Annotated in this window: 22 protein-coding genes; 9 read left to right on the top strand and 13 right to left on the bottom strand. The window is 49.1% G+C overall.

Going from position 1 to position 19106, the window contains the following annotated elements:
• Positions 1-96: 96 nt before the first annotated feature.
• Positions 97-951 (bottom strand): class II fructose-1,6-bisphosphate aldolase, encoded by an 855-nt coding sequence (gene fba / locus KNQ06_RS00355; RefSeq protein WP_023469553.1) that lies wholly within the window; start codon positions 949-951, stop codon positions 97-99.
• 132 nt (positions 952-1083) lie between these two features.
• A complete protein-coding gene (locus KNQ06_RS00350) occupies positions 1084-1458 on the bottom strand; it encodes a response regulator (protein WP_029342784.1) in 375 nt (124 codons plus the stop codon).
• 94 nt (positions 1459-1552) lie between these two features.
• On the opposite strand from KNQ06_RS00350, the gene KNQ06_RS00345 reads away from it, so the two are divergent.
• Entirely contained in the window at positions 1553-2062 is a 510-nt protein-coding gene (locus KNQ06_RS00345) for a DUF2529 family protein (RefSeq protein WP_035395788.1), read from the top strand.
• A 533-nt stretch (positions 2063-2595) separates the two neighbouring features.
• Here the strand turns inward: KNQ06_RS00345 and KNQ06_RS00340 are convergent.
• The 7 genes from KNQ06_RS00340 to rpoE all read right to left on the bottom strand — a co-directional run bounded on the left by KNQ06_RS00340 (position 2596) and on the right by rpoE (position 9385).
• A complete protein-coding gene (locus KNQ06_RS00340) occupies positions 2596-3918 on the bottom strand; it encodes a PTS sugar transporter subunit IIC (RefSeq protein ID WP_023469556.1) in 1323 nt (440 codons plus the stop codon).
• A gap of 12 nt (positions 3919-3930) precedes the next feature.
• The gene (locus KNQ06_RS00335) at positions 3931-5337 is read right to left on the bottom strand and encodes a GH1 family beta-glucosidase (RefSeq protein ID WP_149428165.1); all 1407 of its coding nucleotides are present in this window, start codon (positions 5335-5337) and stop codon (positions 3931-3933) included.
• 12 nt (positions 5338-5349) lie between these two features.
• A complete protein-coding gene (locus tag KNQ06_RS00330; protein ID WP_055969344.1) occupies positions 5350-5658 on the bottom strand; it encodes a PTS sugar transporter subunit IIB in 309 nt (102 codons plus the stop codon).
• Complete coding sequence (locus KNQ06_RS00325) at positions 5658-6002, bottom strand: PTS lactose/cellobiose transporter subunit IIA (protein WP_149427944.1); 345 nt, start codon at positions 6000-6002, stop codon at positions 5658-5660. Before KNQ06_RS00325 ends, KNQ06_RS00330 begins: the two co-directional genes overlap by 1 nt.
• A gap of 151 nt (positions 6003-6153) precedes the next feature.
• Positions 6154-6861 carry a GntR family transcriptional regulator gene (locus KNQ06_RS00320; RefSeq protein ID WP_023469560.1) on the bottom strand — a complete coding sequence of 236 codons (708 nt, stop codon included), beginning with the start codon at positions 6859-6861 and terminating at the stop codon, positions 6154-6156.
• Between the two features lie 133 nt (positions 6862-6994).
• Positions 6995-8590: a CTP synthase gene (locus tag KNQ06_RS00315; RefSeq protein WP_047394418.1), complete on the bottom strand. Its 1596-nt coding sequence runs from the start codon at positions 8588-8590 to the stop codon at positions 6995-6997.
• A gap of 270 nt (positions 8591-8860) precedes the next feature.
• Positions 8861-9385 (bottom strand): DNA-directed RNA polymerase subunit delta, encoded by a 525-nt coding sequence (gene rpoE, locus KNQ06_RS00310; protein ID WP_023469562.1) that lies wholly within the window; start codon positions 9383-9385, stop codon positions 8861-8863.
• 170 nt (positions 9386-9555) lie between these two features.
• On the opposite strand from rpoE, the gene KNQ06_RS00305 reads away from it, so the two are divergent.
• The 4 genes from KNQ06_RS00305 to KNQ06_RS00290 all read left to right on the top strand — a co-directional run bounded on the left by KNQ06_RS00305 (position 9556) and on the right by KNQ06_RS00290 (position 11348).
• Complete coding sequence (locus tag KNQ06_RS00305) at positions 9556-9999, top strand: GNAT family N-acetyltransferase (RefSeq protein ID WP_047394413.1); 444 nt, start codon at positions 9556-9558, stop codon at positions 9997-9999.
• A 45-nt stretch (positions 10000-10044) separates the two neighbouring features.
• Complete coding sequence (locus KNQ06_RS00300; protein WP_023469564.1) at positions 10045-10362, top strand: ArsR/SmtB family transcription factor; 318 nt, start codon at positions 10045-10047, stop codon at positions 10360-10362.
• A 65-nt stretch (positions 10363-10427) separates the two neighbouring features.
• The gene (locus KNQ06_RS00295) at positions 10428-10856 is read left to right on the top strand and encodes a DMT family transporter (protein ID WP_023469565.1); all 429 of its coding nucleotides are present in this window, start codon (positions 10428-10430) and stop codon (positions 10854-10856) included.
• 12 nt (positions 10857-10868) lie between these two features.
• Complete coding sequence (locus KNQ06_RS00290; protein WP_035395771.1) at positions 10869-11348, top strand: DMT family transporter; 480 nt, start codon at positions 10869-10871, stop codon at positions 11346-11348.
• 394 nt (positions 11349-11742) lie between these two features.
• On the opposite strand, the gene KNQ06_RS00285 is transcribed toward KNQ06_RS00290, so the two are convergent.
• The 3 genes from KNQ06_RS00285 to KNQ06_RS00275 are packed head-to-tail and all read right to left on the bottom strand — an operon-like array spanning position 11743 to position 14002.
• Positions 11743-12213: a heme-degrading domain-containing protein gene (locus KNQ06_RS00285; protein ID WP_023469567.1), complete on the bottom strand. Its 471-nt coding sequence runs from the start codon at positions 12211-12213 to the stop codon at positions 11743-11745.
• On the bottom strand, positions 12201-13250 hold the full coding sequence (locus tag KNQ06_RS00280; RefSeq protein WP_214771755.1) for a Gfo/Idh/MocA family oxidoreductase: 1050 nt from the start codon (positions 13248-13250) through the stop codon (positions 12201-12203). The genes KNQ06_RS00285 and KNQ06_RS00280 overlap by 13 nt, the downstream gene beginning before the upstream one ends.
• Entirely contained in the window at positions 13247-14002 is a 756-nt protein-coding gene (locus tag KNQ06_RS00275; protein WP_069940057.1) for a DeoR/GlpR family DNA-binding transcription regulator, read from the bottom strand. Before KNQ06_RS00275 ends, KNQ06_RS00280 begins: the two co-directional genes overlap by 4 nt.
• A gap of 126 nt (positions 14003-14128) precedes the next feature.
• Here KNQ06_RS00275 and KNQ06_RS00270 point away from each other — a divergent pair, with 126 nt between their 5' ends.
• From KNQ06_RS00270 to KNQ06_RS00255, 4 genes are all read left to right on the top strand, one after another.
• Positions 14129-14962, top strand: a complete 834-nt coding sequence (locus KNQ06_RS00270; protein ID WP_214771758.1) for an SDR family oxidoreductase — start codon at positions 14129-14131, stop codon at positions 14960-14962.
• Positions 14963-15056: 94 nt separating this feature from the next.
• A complete protein-coding gene (locus tag KNQ06_RS00265) occupies positions 15057-16622 on the top strand; it encodes a sensor domain-containing diguanylate cyclase (RefSeq protein ID WP_214771772.1) in 1566 nt (521 codons plus the stop codon).
• Positions 16623-16634: 12 nt separating this feature from the next.
• Positions 16635-16964: a potassium channel family protein gene (locus KNQ06_RS00260; RefSeq protein ID WP_214771774.1), complete on the top strand. Its 330-nt coding sequence runs from the start codon at positions 16635-16637 to the stop codon at positions 16962-16964.
• Between the two features lie 13 nt (positions 16965-16977).
• The gene (locus KNQ06_RS00255; RefSeq protein ID WP_214771777.1) at positions 16978-17628 is read left to right on the top strand and encodes a hypothetical protein; all 651 of its coding nucleotides are present in this window, start codon (positions 16978-16980) and stop codon (positions 17626-17628) included.
• 53 nt (positions 17629-17681) lie between these two features.
• On the opposite strand, the gene mgtE is transcribed toward KNQ06_RS00255, so the two are convergent.
• Positions 17682-19034: a magnesium transporter gene (gene mgtE, locus KNQ06_RS00250; protein ID WP_023469574.1), complete on the bottom strand. Its 1353-nt coding sequence runs from the start codon at positions 19032-19034 to the stop codon at positions 17682-17684.
• Between the last annotated feature and the right edge of the window lie 72 nt (positions 19035-19106).

Here is a 19106-nt window from a genome sequence, read left to right as displayed (position 1 = left end):
CACGAGAAGTCCTACTGTTTTCCATTGAAGAGACTTTGACATGATATGAAAAAAGCACGGTAGACCGAAGTCTACCGCACTTTAAAGAGGAGTCGATTAAGCTTTGTTGCTTGAACCGAACTCACGCATCTTACCGATGACAGTTTGTTTGATTGCTTCACGACCTGGTGCGATGAATACGCGTGGGTCATATGCTTCTGGTTTCTCAGCTAACACTTCACGAACGACTTTCGCGAATGAGATTTGGTTCTCTGTGTTAACGTTGATTTTTGAAGTTCCGAGTGAGATCGCTTTTTCGATGTCGTGTGTCGGAATTCCAGTTCCACCGTGAAGAACGAGTGGGAGGTTTGTAGCGTCACGGATTTCTTCCATCTCTTTGAATCCGAGGTTTGGTTCACCTTTGTATGGTCCGTGAACAGAACCGAGTGCAGGAGCAAGCGTGTCGATTCCAGTTTCTTTGACGATGCGTACACACTCGTCAAGTTTCGCGTACATGACATCACCGATGACGTCGTCTTCTTGTCCGCCAACTGTACCAACTTCCGCTTCTACTGAAACGCCTTTAGAGTGAGCGTATTCAACAACTGCTTTTGTTGTTTCGATGTTTGTGTCGATCGGGCTGTGCGAATCATCGATCATGACAGATGTAAATCCAGCGTCGATCGCTTCTTTACATTTCTCAACGCTCGAACCGTGGTCGAGGTGGATTGCAACTGGAACTGTGATTTTCATGTCGTGTACGAGACCTTCAACCATTTTCACGACAGTGTAGAATCCGCCCATGTGGCGTGCTGCACCTTCAGATACTCCAAGGATGACTGGTGACTGCTCTTCTTGAGCCGCACCGAGAATCGCTTGTGTCCACTCGAGGTTGTTGATGTTGAATTGACCTACTGCATACTTACCTTCGAGAGCTTTGTTTAACATGTCTGTCATAGATACTAATGGCATAATGACATCCTCCTCTGTTTTGATCGCTGCTTACACGAACTCGTGCAATTTCAGACTGATTATAACATACTGATTCATCGGAACGTACAGCATTTCGCTCGGTTTTTTGGTTTGTGACGGCGACGTGAAGGATTAACCGCTTACATCGTGAGAAATTTGCACAGTCACTTCTTTTTTTAATTCAAAGATGTCAAATGGTTTTCCGAAGAAGGCGACGACCCCTAATCGTTTCGCTTCTTCCATCGCTTCTTTTTCACCGAGTGCCGTCATTAAGATCGTCCGGACACGTCGTCCGATCCGGTCCTGATGACGCAATACCTCGATCCCGGTCCGTCCCGGCATGTTGACATCCATCAACAATAGATCGTATGCCGCTTCCTGTAAGTAGACGATCGCTTCCTCTCCATCGACGGCGACGTCCGTTTCATACCCTTCTGCCCGGAACAATTGTGCAAGTAAGTTCCGGATTCCCGGCTCATCCTCGACGATCAACAATCTGCCTTTCATCTCTGCCACTCCCCCTCTAGTTATTTCCATTCTACACTAAAGCAAAACTTGCTTTATACTGTCCTTGAGAGAAACATAGAAAGGATGAAGAAAAATGATGAAAATCTTAGCTACACAATTCAACGGAAAATTGCAAACGCTCGCAAAACAGGAAGACGAACTATTCGATGTCGTCCGTCTACTCGCACAGGCGCTCGTCGGGGAAGGCACGGTCTACGTCGACGCCTATGGTGAATGTGAAGGACTCTATCCAATGCTCTCAGAAGGACCAGACCAGATGAAACGCGTTACGAAGATCAAGGATCGAAAGACCTTGCACGCTGTCGATCGCGTCTTGATCTTCACGCCGGATACGGAACGCTCGGATCTCCTGGCTTCTCTTGCCCGTTACGACGCATGGCATACACCTTATGCGATCGTCACACTCAGTGACGTGACGGAAACGCTCGAACGTTCGATTGCTCCGCTCGCATTGAAATTCAATAAAGGACTGCTTCCGGCAGAGGACGGTTCACGCCACGGACTGCCGAGTCTTGCCCTTTGCGCGTTTCTCCTGACACATATCTTGACGCAACTACAAGAGATGACGGAAGAGTGGGATTGACGTTTTTCTTCTATAATATAAATATAAAGTTCACTGGATACGTGTCCGTGTCTGACTAAGCTTACGATCTTCATTGAATCAAAGCGAAACCGTCAATGACCGTTATACAAAAAGGAAGCGCTGTTTGCGCTTCCTTTCAGATTGTAGACAAATGAGCTGACTCAAAAAAGAATGACTTGTCTTTTCACGCCCTTTCCTCAGGCGAGACACAAGCCCGTTTCCCCGCCCCATTCGAGCAGGAAAACGGGTCTTGTTTGTCTCTGACAGCGCAAAATTGCGCTTTTTCCTGTAGGAGTTGCGTGTAACGCGTCATTCTTTTTATACCGAAGGATCACAGAAGCGTTTTGTTCACTCGACATCGCTTCCTAGGGAAAAACAAGCAAGAGCGACCCTGCAGCGAAGCGAAGCAGCGCGATACTTGTCCCAGGAAAACGATTCGAAACGAACAAAAAAGCGCAATCCTTCTCGTTAGAGAAAAATTGCACTTTGTCTTCAGTCTCAAAGGAAGCGCCATTCGCGCTTCCTTTTTTTGATCATGCCGAAGCATGTTCTTCTTGTGCTTTTAGTTCTTCACCGTAAGACAGCTGATCCTGCATGCGGACGAACGGTAGATAGATTGCGACCGACATCGCAATCGTCGCCAGCTGGAGCAAGGCACCCTGCCAGCCGCTGATCAAGAAGCCAGAGATGACGGGTGGTGTCGTCCATGGTACTTGAAGCGCATTAAATGGCTCGACCCAACCCCAGAGGATCGAGAAGTAGACCATGAAGGATGCAATCGCTGGTACGATGACGAACGGAACGAACATGATCGGGTTGAAGACGATTGGCATCCCGAAGATGACCGGTTCGTTGATGTTGAACAAACTTGGCGCAAGTGACAGCTTCCCGAGCTGCTTCAAGTGAGCCGAGCGGGCGACGATCAACGTCGCGATGATGAAGCCGACCGTAATTCCTGTTCCGCCGAGTTTCGTAAAGACATCGAGGAACTGAATCGTAACGATCTTCGCGTTGTCACCGACGACAAGTTCTTTCCCGGAGTCGATGATCGCTTGGTTTTGTAAAGCGTTCGCTGTCAGCAACGGTCCCATGATTCCCATGATGATCGCTGCGCCGTGAATCCCGCACCACCACATGACAGACATCAAGATCATGATCAAGACTGCTCCTGCGAGCGTATCCGTCAAGTTTTGAATCGGTGCTTGCAAGACGTCGTAGACGACTTCCGTGAACGTCCGGTCAGCGAATGCTTGGAAGACAGCAAACGTGACGACAGACAACGTGATGATTGCAAGTCCCGGAATAAGTGCCGAGAACGAGTTCGAAACGCCCGGTGGTACACCGTCTGGCATCTTGATCCGGATGCCTCGCTTGATGAATTGCGAGTAGATGAAACCGACGACGAGTCCGACGACGATCGAGGCAAGGACCCCTTGTCCGCCCGTCCATACTTTCGGTACGACACCCGTGACGACTTCCCCTGACTTCGACAGAACAGATGATTGTGTGATGATTAAGAAGGCGATGATTCCGAGAATCCCGGCTGGAACCCCTTCGATCTTCTCGTTTTTAACGTACGAGTAGGCAATACCGAAGACACCAATCAATGCGAGAATATCAAACGTCGCACCGACGACCTGAGTCAGCGGTAATGTCCAGTCGGCACCGAATAGGCCCGTCATGAACTTCTCCCAGCCTGGGATTGGTAACGCGAGAATCAGTAGGAATAACGAGCCGATGATCGTCATCGGCATCGTTAAGATGAAGCCGTCCTTGATCGCAAGGACAGGCTTGGCGTTCGCGAATCGTGCGAAGGCAGGAGTGACTTTTTCAAATACGGTTTCTAATCGGTTCATTCCGACTCCTCCTTATAGTTCAGCAGCACGTGTCGCGATGATTTCCTGGTACCAATGGAACGACTGTTTCTTCTTCCGTGCCAAACCATTCGTATGATCGACATAGATGAATCCGTACTGCTTTTTATATCCGTTCAACCAGCTGAGTAGGTCGATGACGGACCATGCATAATAACCAGAGACATTGATGCCCTCTTCGACAGCACGCTTGACGGCGCGAAGATGACTTTCGATGTACTCGATTCGTGGTGTATCCATGATTTCTTCGCCGACGATCGGATCCTCGTCACCGAGACCGTTCTCTGTGATGTAGATTTTGATATCGCCGTATCGTGCTTGGAGCATCCGCATTCCTTCAAGGAAGGCATCCGGTGCGATTTCCCAGCCCCACTTCGTGTAGACTTTATCGTCCATCAAGACTGTCTTATAGACGCCATCGAACGATGGGTTCCCAGGACGTCCGGTTGAGTTTTCGCGGCCACCTGCCATGACGAGCGCCGAATCATTCTTCATGACACGTTGTGGACAATAGTAGTTCAGTCCGATGAAGTCGTTCAGCGGTGCTGTCCGTTTCAAGAGATTGAGCTCTTCTTCTGTCCATTCCGGTAACAAGCCCTGCTTTTCTAAATCCTTCACGACATACGCTGGGTACTCACCTTTTAGAATCGGATCATAGAACCAGTGTGTCGCGTATTCATTCGCATGTACTTCGGCTTGTTTGTTCTCTGGCGCTTCATCGATGCTGAACGCTGGGTTGAAGACGTGCGTGATGCCGATTTCTCCTTCATATCCCGCTTCCTTGAACGCTTCGACTGCGCGAGCGTGAGCGACGAAAACGTTGTGCGTCGTTTGGAAGTACGCTTTTGCATCGCCTGTGATGCCGGGTGGGTGTGCGCCCGTCAAGTAGCCGAGCGAACAGAAGATGACCGTCTCGTTGAAGGTGATCCAGTTGCGGACACGATCGCCGAACGCTTCGAAACAGGTCTTCGCAAAACGCACGAAGGCATCTGCTGTTTCAGGACTACGCCAGCCACCCTGTTCTTCAAGGACTTGTGGTAAATCCCAGTGATAGAGTGTCACGAACGGGACGATCCCGTGCTTAAGGCACTCATCGATCACGTTGTTATAGAACTCAAGTCCTTTTTCATTCACTTCACCTGTGCCGTTCGGGAAGATGCGTGGCCATGAGATCGAGAAGCGATACGATTCAAGACCCATCTCTGCCATCAGACCGATATCTTCTTTGTAACGGTGGTAATGATCGATTGCGACATCCCCGTTCGTCGCTTCAAACGTCTTTCCAGGAATCTTCGAGAAGACATCCCAGTTCGAGACGCCTTTTCCGTCTACGTTCCAAGCACCCTCTACTTGATAAGAAGCAGAAGCAGCGCCGAATAGAAAATCTTTTGGCATTTTCATCATCTTCACCTCTTATTTGTTTGCGAGTTTGATTGCTTGGTCGAGTACTTTCGTTCCGTTCATCATGCCGTAATCGATCGTGTTGATGACATCGATTGGCACACCTTTTGGTTCACAGATCTGTTTTCCTTTCGAAAGAAGGTACTTCACCTGTGGTCCGAGGAGAGCGACATCGAGTTCGTTGACGTACGTTTCCATCTCTGATTCCGGATATGCTGCGATGTCTGCTTCTAAGCCACGCTCCGAGGCAACCGCTTTCATTTTTTCTACTAACATACTCGTCGACATACCTGCCGCACAAAAGAGTCCGATTTTCATCATTATTGATCCATTCCCTTCAATTGGTTGATTTCGTTTTGCATGTTCATCATATATCCGAGCATTTCCTTGACGAGGATCGTGTTCATGAGGTGATCCTGCGCGTGTACCATCAGGACGCCAACCGTCGCTGTCTTGCCTTGTGCTTCGAGTGTGACGAATTTCGTCTGAATGCTATGGGCATCCTTGAGTGTCGCGTCACCTTCTGTAACGGCAACTTGTGCCTCTTCAACTTTGCCTTCTTGCATCAGTAACATTGCTTGGTGGTAGCTTGCTTTGGCGTCGCCCGACAAGGCAATCAATCCAAAAATATCTTCCGGGGTAATTTCAATTGTTTCAGAAGTCATGCTGTCTCTCCTTTGTTGTATGGATAACTTAAATTCATAGGTACAAATTCTACAGTTCGATAATAGCATGCGCTTTCATAACGTGTAAACCCTTTCTTTTTAAAAAATTTAAATAAAAAAACACACGAAATTTGCTTCGTGTGTTTCCTTCTTATTTAATATTCGAGACCTTCAGCATCTTCACGTGGCGGAAATGATGCGTCGCCCGCGAGACGTCGAAGATTTTCCCATTCGTCAAATAGACCGTATTATCGACGAGTAAGGATGGATCGTTCTCTTTTAATCCAAGTAACTCGGCGTCACTGCTATTCAAGTAATCGGCATAGATGACGCGATCCGCAAATCCGATCGACAGATTTTGATCGTTGCGTAAATACGTATAGATCGATTTTTGAACGATGTTCTCATCGAGATACATGACGAGATTTTTCCGGAAATAGGACGCTTCGATCGAAAACGGATGATCATCGACGAGACGCAGTCGTTTGACGTAATAGACCGGTGTACCGACTGGACATTTCATGCGTTCCGCGACTTCTTCGTCTGCCTTCGTCTGTTCGAAAGCGAGAACGCGCGTCTCGACCTTCCGTCCACTGAAGTCGCTCGTCAATCCTTGTAGCTTTTCGAGATTAACGTAATCACTCTTATAATGATCGCGGACGAAGACACCGCTCCCTTGTACTTGGTAAACGTATCCTTTATTGACGAGAATCTCGATCGCCTTCCGGATCGTGTTCCGGCTGACATCGAATTTTTGGGCGTATTCGTCTTCCGTCAACAGTTTGTTCGTATGTTGATAGACGTGCTCATTGATCTCGATCTCGATTTGTTCAGCGACATGTTTATACTTCGGAATCAATGATATTCCCCCCCTCTATCTAAAATTTGTAGGAATGAATCCGCTACCATTATAGCAGATATGTATTTTGACGATAGGAATAAATGAAAATAAACCCGTCTTCTTGAAGAAGACAGGTTTATTTGGATACAACTTACTCTCCGAGTGATGCTTGGATGAAGTCATGGAAGAGCGCTTGTGGGCGTTCTGGACGTGAGATCAATTCTGGGTGGAATTGACACGCGACGAACCATTTGTGTTCTGGAATTTCGATGATCTCAACGAGACGACCGTCTGGGCTCGTACCTGAGAAGACCATGCCGTTTGCTTCGAACTGCTCGCGGAATTCGTTACCGAACTCATAACGGTGACGGTGACGTTCGTAGACGAGCTCGCTTGAATACGCAGCACGTGCTTTCGTTCCGTCTTCGAGTTTACATGGGTAAAGTCCGAGACGGAGCGTACCACCGAGATCCTCGATGTCTTTTTGTTCTGGCAACAAGTCGATGATCGGGTATGGTGTCGCTGGGTCGATTTCCGCTGAGTGTGCGCCTTCAAGGTTGAGGACGTTACGTGCGAATTCGACTGTCGCGAGTTGCATCCCGAGACAGATACCGAAGAACGGTACGTTGTTTTCACGGGCGAAACGTGTCGCTTCGATTTTTCCTTCGATGCCGCGTTCTCCGAATCCACCAGGAACGAGGATACCGTCTGCCGAACCAAGCAATTCGTTGACGTTTTCACGCGTCACGTCTTCTGCGTTGATCCAGTCGATTTCGATGTCACTGTTGAAGGCAAACCCAGCATGTTTCAATGCTTCTGCGACCGAGATGTACGCATCACGCAATTCGACGTATTTCCCGACGAGTGCGATCTTCGTCGTCTTCTCGAGGTGCGTCACTGTGTGAACGAGTTGTTTCCAAGCTGTCATGTCAGCAACTGGTGTATCGAACTTGAAGTAGTCACAGACGAGTTGGTCCATGCCTTGACGTTGCAAGTTGAGTGGTACTTCATAGAGTGTCGATGCATCTTGTGCTTCGATGACTGCTTCCGGACGTGTGTCACAGAAGAGAGCAATTTTATCTTTCATCTCTTGTGGGACTGGGTGCTCCGCACGTAAGACGATGATATCTGGTTGAATACCGTAGCTACGGAGTTCTTTGACACTGTGTTGTGTCGGTTTCGTCTTAAGCTCACCTGCCGCTGCAAGATACGGAACGAGCGTACAGTGAACGTACATGACGTTTTCTTTCCCGATATCGTTTTTCACCTGACGAATGGCTTCGATGAACGGAAGCGATTCGATATCCCCTACTGTTCCACCAATCTCTGTAATGACGACGTCAGCGCCCGTTTCTTTTCCAGCACGGAAGACGCGATCCTTGATTTCGTTCGTGATGTGCGGAATGACTTGAACCGTTCCACCGTTGTAGTCGCCACGGCGTTCCTTCTTGAGGATCGTCGAGTAGATACGTCCAGACGTGACGTTCGCGTTCTGGCTCAAGTTGATGTCGATGAAACGCTCGTAGTGACCAAGGTCAAGGTCTGTCTCTGCGCCATCATCCGTGACGAATACTTCCCCGTGTTGATACGGGCTCATCGTACCCGGATCGATGTTGATGTACGGGTCGAATTTTTGGATCGTGACGTTGAGGCCACGGTTTTTCAAGAGACGAGCGAGCGATGCAGCGGTGATCCCTTTACCGAGTGACGATACGACGCCACCTGTTACGAAAATATACTTTGTCATGTTAAATATTGCTCCCTTCCCTAATTCACATCTCAACAATAAAGAGGTGGTAAAAACAAAAAAGCAAAAGTGCCCCCATTGGAATAGGAGACACTTTTGCTGAAATAAGCACGTTGCTTAAAGAAGCCCATGACTAACTTACGTCATTCGGAAAACTTCGTCAAGCCTAATTTTTCAAAGAAAAATTTCCGTGCTCGTTCGTCAGCCGTCAACGAAAAAACTGCCATTTCTATAGGGAAATAGCAGCTGTACAGTTGTGGTTGATCGTGCTTAGACTTCCTCTTCTTCTTCGAAGTCTTCTAAGTCTTCTTCGTCGAGATCGTCATCGAGATCATCGATGGCTGCGACTTTTTTGAACGTATCGTCGTCTTCGCTGTCGTCAGCTGAATCATAGTCCGCTGTCTTCGCGAATGTATCGAGATCGTCTTCGATCGTCTCGAACTCGTCTTCTTCTGCATCATAGTTGAACTCTTCTTCAAACTCATCGAGTTCTCCACGTTGACGCGCTTCGATGACGAGATCCTCATCCGACTTATCGAACGGATACCAAGCGCGGAGTGACCAACGGTTTGCTCCGACGTTGACGAAGTTTCCGTCGATGTTCATGTCTGTATAGAGTTGAGCAAGTTTCTCGAACTTGTCTTCTTCATCTGTAAACGTATGGTACTTTTCGATTTCTGACGTGATGTCATCGAACGTGATTGGCTGTTCGCCAGCTTCTTGCAACATTTCGTTGACGAATTCGATCAGCGAAAGATCAGTAATCTCTTCTTTACTTAAACGGCTGAGGCTCATTGTGACGGCCACTTCCTTTCATTTGCGTTCAATCCATTACTTCTCATTATACGCAAAACGTCTTTTAAAAATCCAGTCTCTATTTAAAAAAAGCTCGAATTGATTCTCGATTCGTGTTTTTCCCACTCCTGAAAAAGGAATATCCAAGGGAGAAGAAGGAGGAATGACAGATGGAGATGACAATCGAACGGGTCAACGATTTTGATGACTTCAACTGGTTACCAATCTTATCAAAGAGTACACAGGAAGGCTATCCCTTCATCGAACGGATGCTACGTGAACGCCGAAATGAAACGTATCGAGAAGACGGAGAAGCAATGTTCGTCGTTTTGTCGCTTTCCGGTCACGTAATTGCGTGCGGAGGTTATATGAAACAAACCGACGCGATCGACGTCGGTCGGATTCGTCATGTCTATGTCTTGCCAGAAATGCGACATCACGGTGTCGGTACGCAACTGCTTGAGAAAATCATACCGGAAGCGCTGTTGACGTATTCCGAGCTCTGGCTCTATACGAATGATGCCAGTACGTTTTATGAACGATTCGGTTTTGAGCCGTATACGGCAACCAAAGTGACACATCGACTTTTAAAGCATGCATTCGTCCAACCTTAAGTGTCTTGGATTGACATATCGAGAATCATCGATTAGTTTAAGCGTATGACAAATCAAGTGGATCTATTCAAGGCATTATCGAACGAGGTACGTCTTGATATCTTACGCTGGCTCAAGGATCCCGAGACTCATTTCAATAAGCCGACGGCCCATCTCGCGACGAATCTGTCGGACAAGGGAGGCATTTGCGTCGGAGATATCCAAGAGAAGGCGAACTTATCTCAATCGACCGTCTCCCAATATCTTGCGATGTTGCAAAAAGTCGGATTGCTCGAATCCGAACGTCACGGCAAATGGACGTATTACCGGCGAAATGAAGAAAAAATCCAGGAGCTCGCAGCGTACCTCAAAGGAGAACTTTGATCCGTTCTCCTTGCCTTACATATCGACATTTCTCGATATTTAGATTCGTGAAAGGATGAATTCTGTTGAAAATCGTGTATTACGTACTCGCGTTACTTGCGGGTATCGCTTTAAGTGTCGAAGGAGCCATCTACGGTGAACTCGGGAACTTCGTCGGAAAACTCGAAAGTAGCTTTTATAATTTCTTCGCCGGTACGATCATCATCGGACTGATCGTCCTCTTCTTCGGAAAAGGTTCACTCGGCTATACATTCCGCGCACCGAAATGGACCTTGCTCGGTGGTCTACTCGGTAGTATCTACTTGACGATCTTGATCATTAGCATCCCGCTCGTCGGTGTCGGTCTCGCCATGATTAGTGTCATCATCGGACAGATGATTGCCAGCATGGTCATTGAACATTACGGCTGGCTCGGTAGTCCGAAACGTCCAATCAATCGTGACAAGCTGACAGCTTCTGCTTTGATGCTCGTCGCTCTGTTTCTTATCTTTTAAGGAGGTTCGCTCGTGAATATTCTATTACTCGGTTTTACATTACTCGGCGGCGTGATGCTGAGTGCGCAGTCATCGATCAACGGTGCCTTCAGTCAAAAGGCAGGGGCTCTAGAAAGCACGTTCCTGACATTCTTCACCGGGATGCTGATTCTCGCACTCGCCATCCTGTTCTTTGGTCAAGGAAATGTCTTGCTCTTGCTCGAAGCACCACGTTGGCAACTCAGTGCCGTCCTGTTTGGGGTCAGTTATCTATTCCTGACGATTCTTGCTGTTCCGCAAATCGGTGTCACGGCAGCTAGTATCGCGACTGTCATCGGTCAACTCGCAGCAGGGATGGTCATCGACCACATCGGTGCATTCGGTGGCGTCGTCGTGCCGCTCGACGGAAAACGTCTGCTCGGTCTGCTTGCGATGCTTGCTGCGCTTTATTTCGTCTATCGCGGGAACACACGCAAAGACGTGTCGGCTTCATCTGATTCGATGGCATCGTAACGATTGTCCTCACGATTCGTTCACGCGCTTTCCTCAGGCGAGACACAAGCCAGTCTCGACTGTCACAGACAGCCGACCCGGGTCTTGTTTATCTCTGACAGCGCAAAATCTTGCGCTTTTTCCTGTAGGAGTCGCGTGAACAACGTGAGTCCTGCTGTTTCTCATGATCTATCAAAATAGAACATAAAAAACCGAAATGCTGAAGTATATTCACTTCAGCATTTCGGTTTTTTCGTGTCGAACGATTCGTTGATGAACGTGCAAGACGAAGACTCCTGCGGGAAAAGCGGAATGGGTGAGACCCCGTAGGCGCGAATGCGGCGAGGAGGCTCGCCTTCCGCCCGCGGAAAGCGAAGTCTTGCACGAGAATCAACACTTGTGTTTTATAAATACCTTATTGCCCCAGCTGTTGTCTCTTAAGTAAGCGCAACGCTTCCGTCGCAAGACGATGATCTGCTTCCTGCGATAGACCGGAAACGGTAATCGTACCAACGACACCGACTCCTTCGATCCGGATCGGGAACGATCCGCCGGCATCGGCATAATCAGCTGGCGAGACCGCATACATCGAGTGGTACGAGCGATGTTTACTCTCATTATACCGACGCATGTAGAGCGAGCTATAGCCATGCCGTAAGACGACGTTCGATTTCCGGCGGATCCACTCTTCCTGATCCGGTGCCGTACCGTCGAGCGCCGCGTAATATAAACGCTGTCCATTCCGTTTGATTTCAACCGCGATCGATAAGTTCTCCTTCATCGCCCGTCCGATCAATTCATGTCCCATCCCAATCGCTTCCGTATTCGTCAGGGACGTCAAGACGAGTTCGTCCTCTTCCGCTAGCAACACCTTCAATTCTTCCATGCATCCCATTCCTTTCGTAAGAGGCGTCGTCCTTCATCACTGCTGATGCGCACTGCTTCAATCAAACGCATCGTTTTTTCCGCATCGCGTAAATCGACAGGTACTCGTCCCCCGCGAAGTCCTTCTGCCAACTGTTCATAAAACGTCGCATAACTGCCTGGAAGTGTCGCGAGACGCTCGACGGGCTGATCGGCGATTTGAAGGTAACCGTAGGAATCTACTTCATCTTCACCGAGCTGTTCGTTCACCGAATGACCTTTCGCAAGCCGTCCTTCTTGCGGGTCCATTCCATATTTGACGTAACTACCTCGTGTCGCATGAAACTCGAAACGTGGCGTTGGTCCTTGAATGAAGGACGTCGAACGAAGGATGACACGACGTGTACCATAATGTAGCGTGATATGGAACCCGTCATCAACGACCGCTCCGTCACGTTGCAGGTAGACGTCGCCCGTCAGTGCATCCGGTTCTCCGAACAAGGCGAGTGCTTGATCGAGTAAGTGTGAGCCGAGATCAAACAGAATGCCGGCGCCACTTCCCGCTTGTTCCCGCCAGCGTTCCCGAACGACCGGGCGATAGCGATCAAAGCGTGATTCGATGACTTGCCAGTCGCCGATCTCGTTCATTTCCATCAATTGTTCAAGTGTCAGGAAGTCACCGTCAAAACGACGGTTTTGATAGACGGCGACTTGAACGCCGTGTTGTTTCGCTAACGTTTGCAGCGCCAGTGCTTCTTCGATCGTCACGACGGCCGGCTTTTCGAGTAGAACGTGCTTCTTTGCTTCGATCGCTTGTTTTGCCATTTCGAAATGGAGTGCCGTTGGTGTCGTGATGATGACGAGTTCCGTGTTCTCATCCTGCAAGGCTTCAGCAAGTGTCGCGACGACCGTCGCCTTACTGAAATGTTGTGCTACCTGTTCCGGTCGACTCGAGACGACTTGCGTCACTTCAAATGCCGGTAATGCCTGTAAGAACGGAACGTGGAACGTCACCGCTGAAAAGCCGAATCCGACGAGCGTCGTTTGAATCGGGTTCATGTTGTTTCCTCCTCTGTCACGTCGAGATCGACATGATAATGATCTAGTCGTTCTTGCCACGTTGCGTCTGGTACTTGATCCGTAACGAGTACATCGATTTGCTCCCAGTCACAGACCTTATGCAAAAACCGCTTATTGAATTTCGTATGGTCTGCGAGGACGATGACACGGGTCGCACTTCGAATCATCGCTTTCTTTACGACCGCTTCTTCGAGTTGTTCCGCAAAAAGTCCTTCTTCCGTCAATCCACATGCTCCAAGAAAAACACAATCAACTTGATAATTCAGGATGTCGTCTGCCGTCTTGATCCCACTCAAGCTACGCGCATGCCGGTCGAAACGTCCTCCCGTGACGTACAGCTCAATATCCGTGCGAGCTCCGACATAGTCTGCGATATCAAGGGAGTTCGTGATGACTTGTAGTGGATATGGCGGAAGTGCTCGTGCCATCTCAGATACCGTCGTTGCAGCATCGAGCAATAAGCGATCGTTCGCTTGGACGTGACGCGCTGCACGCTGTCCGATCCGCCGTTTTTCCGGTTTCTCTGTCCGCTGTTCATATGCAAGCGTTCCGCCAGCACGAACTAATCCATTCTTAACGCGAATGATCTCCCCTTCTTGTTCGAGGACGATGACGTCACGACGTGCGGTATCTCGTGAAATCTGATACTCCTGCATCAGTTGATCCAGCGAAATTTCAGGACTCGTCTTGATCCATTCCCGCATCTGTTGCAACCGTTCGATTTGCCCCATCGATTCCCGCCTCCTTTTTCTTTATATTAAGTTTTTTCATTACAATATGCAATTTTAATGCAAATAGTTCAACGGTAATTCGGGTAAATAATAGAAGACAACTACTTTCAGAACGGAGGAATTGATATGCAAACGATCTTGATCACGGGTGCTTCTTCCGGTATCGGTCTTGCGACGGCGCGGCGATTCGCAGACGCCGGATGGTTCGTCTACGCTGGTGTCCGGAGTCCAGACGAAATGACCGTGTCATTACCGACGCTTACCTTCTTGCCGCTCGATGTGACGGATGAAACAAGCGTGAAAGCAGCCGTTCGTCAAATTGAACAAGAAGTCGATCATCTCGACGTCGTGTTCTGTAATGCCGGTCATGGTTTGCTGCGCGCACTCGGTCAAGCGACGAGTTATGAAATCAAGCAACTCTTCGAAACGAACGTCTTCGGTGTCATCCGAACGATTGAAGCTTGTCTCCCCTTACTCAAACAAGCACCGGACGGTAGTCACTTACTTGCGACTTCAAGCGTCAGTGGTCTCGTCGGTCAACCGATGAATGAACTGTATTGTGCCAGTAAGTTTGCGATCGAAGGGCTGTTCGAAAGTCTTGCGACCTACTATAAACCGTACTTCAACATCGACGTCACCCTGATTGAACCAGCCGCCGTCGAGACGAACTTTACCGCAACTGTTCTCGATCAACTTGAACGGACGGGTGGCTTACACGAAGACGACTTCAAACCGATCATCACAGCTTATTTGCAGACGTATCGGACGCGACATGCCGATCGCCAATCGGCAGAAGCTCTGGCTGAGGTGATCTTCGAGGTCGTCCATCGTGACGAACGTCCGTTACGAATCCGGACGACGGAAGCCGATGAACATTTCGTCGCCCATAAGACGCATCATGATCCGTCAGGTCTCGAAGGGATCGCCAAAATACGACGACTAACATTAAATCTCGACTGATTTCCCTTTTTTTGAAATTTCAATCCGCCTAAGCAATCTTCGCCCACTATACTGAGACTATCTACCTAAAAATTATCTAGAAGGGCGGAACGCCATGCCATCCTTGTTTCTTTTTACGATTGTCTATCTGATTCCGACCTTCATCATGTTCTACATGTCGATTGATATATTTTTACGCAACCCATCACGTCCGCAACACCGACTGCTTAGCTTATTCACGTTCGCTTACGGGATGTTGTTCCTTGGTGAATTTTTCCGGAATGCCTCCCCGATCGAGTTTAGTCCGGCATTCGTGACCTACTGGTTCGGAAATGCTGGTCTGATCGTCTTCAGTACATCGCTTCACTTCATCTTTCGCGTCTCGAATTTGTGGAAACGAATGCCACGCTTACTGTACCCATGGATCTTCTATCTTCCGATGGGCGTCGTGCTGACGACATACGTCTTCCAGACGAACGTCATCAACAGTCAGCAATTCACACAGGTCGGACAGTTCATCTACCCTGAATTCAACACACAATATCTAGTGACGATGACGGTCGGGAACATCTTCCATCTCCTTGTCATCGGTCTGCTCGTGTACGCACGGACACACTTGAAAGATGCACGTCGTGGCATCATCAGTGTCTTATTGAGTGTCGCGATTCTCGTTCTCGTATGGGATATCGTCTTCGGCTACTGGTCGTTCTACGGCATCATGCCACCGTATGCCTATATGTATGGCGGTTTGTTCTGGGCAGGAGCACTGGCGATCGCAATGCGCCGATTCGATTATCTCGCGTCCTATCAAAAGCGTTTCGCGACGCTCTACAATTTGAATCCTTCGGCAATCCTGCTGCTCGACCGGGACGGACGAATTGAGAGTGCCAACCCAGCTGCTCATCGTCTGTTCGAGACCGGTGACTTAACGGCATGTACGTTTTCGACCTACTTACCGGATAAAAAACAAGCCGATTGGTCGCTGCATTATATGACACACTTTTTATCGCAACGTAAGTTCAACGAATTCGAAACGAAGATTTTGACAGCGCGACAGCAAGAACGCTACGTCGTCATGGATGCCGATTTCGTCTTCATCGAACAAGAGCTGCACGGGATGTTGTTGATTCGTGATATCCAGTCCTTCAAGGAAGCGGAGCAGACGATTCGTTTCTTCGCCTACCACGATCCGTTGACGAAGATTGCGAATCGCCGAAGCTTTTACGAACGTGCGGCACAAGAGTTACTCGAGCTTGATCATATCGCGATCATCGTCGTCGATCTCGACGGTTTCAAAGCCATCAACGATACGTATGGACATCAAATCGGTGACGCCTTCTTGATTCATATCGCTCGCCTTCTAGAACACCATGCGGAACAGAATGGGTTCGCTGCCCGTGTCGGTGGCGACGAATTCTTCTTACTCTATCGTCATCCGTCTGTCGCTACGCTCCATGCCTATGCTGCGAATCTGTTGACGTACTTGCAAGACAACCCTTACCGGTTCGCTGAAGAAACCATTGAAATCCGAACGAGCATCGGACTTAGTTACTCACCCAATCATGGCGTCGATCTCGACACGCTGATTCAGCATGCTGACCAAGCGATGTACCGCGTCAAACATGCCGGAAAGAACGATTATTTCATTCATGATACGATGGACTCGACGCAACGATCCTAAAGGAGAGATTCCATGATTTCTGTACTGACGATTTTTTCACGTTTATTCAAGGGATTGCGCCGCGCCTTTCACTTATCTTACTTTCGTGGTCTATTGATTCTCTGCCTGTTGACGCTCGTCTCCGGGACGATTTTCTATAGCACGGAAGAAAATCTATCGCTGGTGGATGCACTTTACTTTTGTATCACGACACTAAGTACGGTTGGGCATCCAACATTCGTTCCGACGACGACGCTCGGTAAGGTCTTTACGATGGCATACATCACGATTGGCTGCGGGTTGTTCTTAACACTGATTGCCACGTTATCGTATGTCCTGATTAAACAACCGGAGGATGAATAAGGGGGAATGATCCATGCGCCAAGCTGCCATCCAAAATAATTTCGATTGGTGTCGCCTCGTCTGTGAGTCAGCCGGTTGCCGGGTGACGGAAACTGATTCGACCTGGCACGCTCAAGGAAGCGTACCGAGCTATTATCCGGAACTGATGGTCCGGCTTCCCCATCAGCGAATTGGTGTCACGGATGTCTATAGCATCAAGGACTGCACGGCAAGCTATGATTTCTCGAGTGCCGGTCTCAGTCATTTATTTACAGCAGAATGGATGACCCGCCCTGCCATACTCGATCGCCGTGCCCTTCCCGTCGATTGGTCCGTCGTGACGGATCTCGATCAGTTCGCTCGCTTCCAGGCTATCCAGGCAACACCGGAGTTGCCCACAACGTTATGGCAACATCCCGCTGTCCGCTTCTTCTATTCGGAGGCGCAACAAGCAAGTTGCATCGCCTACTCGAATCAAGTGACGACCGGACTGACGTACGTCAATTCCGATTACCTCGACGAACGCTTATGGGATGATATCGCACGTTTGAGTTCAGCACATTTTCCCGGTCAATCGCTCGTCGGTTACGAGTATGGCGATCACCTGATCACAGCGCTTGAAGCCGGCTTTGACGACGTTGGTCCACTCGCGATCTGGATTCGCACGACGAATGATCACACATGAAAAAACCGAACCGATTCCCTTCCTCTTGACGAAGATGAATCGGTTCGGTTTTTTTACATCAAGCGGCTAATGAATGCCGTTGCAATCCCGAAGTAGACGAGGAGCGATAAGATATCGTTCAACGTCGTGATCAATGGTCCGGATGCGATTGCTGGGTCAATCTTTAGGCGATGTAAGATGAGCGGAATGATCGTTCCAGCAAGTGTCCCGAAGATCAACGTGATGACGAGCGAACTGCCGACGACAAGACCCAAGACGGCACTCCCTTGCCAGACGTAGGCAATGATGGCGATCAAGATACCACAAATGACACCAATGATTAAACCAACCCAGAGCTCCCGTAGGATCAACCGAGTCGCGACCCGCTTATCGACTTCACGCGTGATCAATCCGCGGACGACGACCGCGAGCGATTGGGTACCGGTATTTCCGGTCATACCAGCAATCATCGGCATGAAGAAGGCGAGCGCGACGACTTTTGAGAGCGTCTCTTCGAACTGACTGATGATTGATCCAGAGACGAGCCCGATGAACAGTAGCAAGACGAGCCACGGTAAACGACGGGTCGCAGCAATCCACGGCTTCGTCTCAAAATCAATTGATTTACCGGACGCCGAGAGTTTCTCGATGTCTTCGTTCGCTTCTTCCCGTAAGACGTCAAGCGCATCATCGACCGTGATCAGTCCGACAAGAATGTCGCCCTCGACGACGGGTAACGAGACGAGATCATAGCGTTCGAACAGTTGCGCGACTTCTTCCTGATCGGTCTCTGCCGCGACCCGGATCACCTTCGTCTCCATGACGTCACTGATCCGTTCCGTATTTTCAGCTAAGATGACATCCCGGTATGAGATGACCCCAACGAGTTCACTGAGTTGATTGACGACGTAGACATAGTTGATCGTCTCCGAGTATTCGATGTAGTCGCGCATCTTCTCGACCGTCTCACCGACCGTGAAATCCTCGCCGACCCAGATGAACCGGTTTGTCATCAAGCGCCCAGCCGTTTCCGGTGGATACGTCAAGAGATTGCGGACGATCAGTGCCTCGTCCGTCCGCATGCTACCAAGCAAACGGTCAGTCTCTTCCGGTCCCAGTTCCTCAAGTAAATCCGCGACATCATCGTTCTCCATTAAATCGAGGACGTGCCCGGCACGCTCGACGTCTAAACGACGTAAGACGGCGAGACGTTGCTCCCCTTCGAGCTCCTCGAGGACATCTGCCAATCGCTCGTGATCGAGATAGTCGAGGAGTCGTGCCTGATCGTCTTCGCCCAACTCTTCATACACTTGCGCGATATCATACGGATAGACCTCTTCGATGACTTGCTGTGCTTGCTCTCGTTTTTCTTTCGCGAGCGCATCGAGCAATAGCCACTTCCATTGTTGTTCTGCTGTCTGACGCAATCTCCTCACCCCCTGTATTCTGCCTTTTCATCTTAGCACGAGTTGATTCGCGATCGATATCGAAAAACAGTT

The sequence above is a fragment of the Exiguobacterium sp. s91 genome, from assembly GCF_018618915.1.
GTDB classification, from domain to species: Bacteria; Bacillota; Bacilli; order Exiguobacteriales; family Exiguobacteriaceae; genus Exiguobacterium_A; species Exiguobacterium_A abrahamii.
Note: the sequence above shows the minus strand (reverse complement) of the source record. Positions and strands in the feature narration are given on the sequence as shown.

Bases quoted from the DNA above. Each gene is read 5' to 3' on its own strand.
- KNQ06_RS00305 (WP_047394413.1), top strand. From the start codon at position 9,556: ATGGAGATGACAATCGAACGGGTCAACGATTTTGATGACTTCAACTGG.
- KNQ06_RS00335 (WP_149428165.1), bottom strand. From the start codon at position 5,337: ATGAAAATGCCAAAAGATTTTCTATTCGGCGCTGCTTCTGCTTCTTAT.
- KNQ06_RS00340 (WP_023469556.1), bottom strand. From the start codon at position 3,918: ATGAACCGATTAGAAACCGTATTTGAAAAAGTCACTCCTGCCTTCGCA.
- KNQ06_RS00275 (WP_069940057.1), bottom strand. From the start codon at position 14,002: ATGGGGCAAATCGAACGGTTGCAACAGATGCGGGAATGGATCAAGACG.
- KNQ06_RS00285 (WP_023469567.1), bottom strand. From the start codon at position 12,213: ATGGAAGAATTGAAGGTGTTGCTAGCGGAAGAGGACGAACTCGTCTTG.
- KNQ06_RS00325 (WP_149427944.1), bottom strand. From the start codon at position 6,002: ATGACTTCTGAAACAATTGAAATTACCCCGGAAGATATTTTTGGATTG.
- KNQ06_RS00330 (WP_055969344.1), bottom strand. From the start codon at position 5,658: ATGATGAAAATCGGACTCTTTTGTGCGGCAGGTATGTCGACGAGTATG.
- KNQ06_RS00270 (WP_214771758.1), top strand. From the start codon at position 14,129: ATGCAAACGATCTTGATCACGGGTGCTTCTTCCGGTATCGGTCTTGCG.
- KNQ06_RS00350 (WP_029342784.1), bottom strand. From the start codon at position 1,458: ATGAAAGGCAGATTGTTGATCGTCGAGGATGAGCCGGGAATCCGGAAC.
- KNQ06_RS00300 (WP_023469564.1), top strand. From the start codon at position 10,045: ATGACAAATCAAGTGGATCTATTCAAGGCATTATCGAACGAGGTACGT.
- KNQ06_RS00255 (WP_214771777.1), top strand. From the start codon at position 16,978: ATGCGCCAAGCTGCCATCCAAAATAATTTCGATTGGTGTCGCCTCGTC.
- KNQ06_RS00345 (WP_035395788.1), top strand. From the start codon at position 1,553: ATGATGAAAATCTTAGCTACACAATTCAACGGAAAATTGCAAACGCTC.
- fba (WP_023469553.1), bottom strand. From the start codon at position 951: ATGCCATTAGTATCTATGACAGACATGTTAAACAAAGCTCTCGAAGGT.
- KNQ06_RS00265 (WP_214771772.1), top strand. From the start codon at position 15,057: ATGCCATCCTTGTTTCTTTTTACGATTGTCTATCTGATTCCGACCTTC.
- rpoE (WP_023469562.1), bottom strand. From the start codon at position 9,385: ATGAGCCTCAGCCGTTTAAGTAAAGAAGAGATTACTGATCTTTCGCTG.
- KNQ06_RS00260 (WP_214771774.1), top strand. From the start codon at position 16,635: ATGATTTCTGTACTGACGATTTTTTCACGTTTATTCAAGGGATTGCGC.
- KNQ06_RS00280 (WP_214771755.1), bottom strand. From the start codon at position 13,250: ATGAACCCGATTCAAACGACGCTCGTCGGATTCGGCTTTTCAGCGGTG.
- KNQ06_RS00315 (WP_047394418.1), bottom strand. From the start codon at position 8,590: ATGACAAAGTATATTTTCGTAACAGGTGGCGTCGTATCGTCACTCGGT.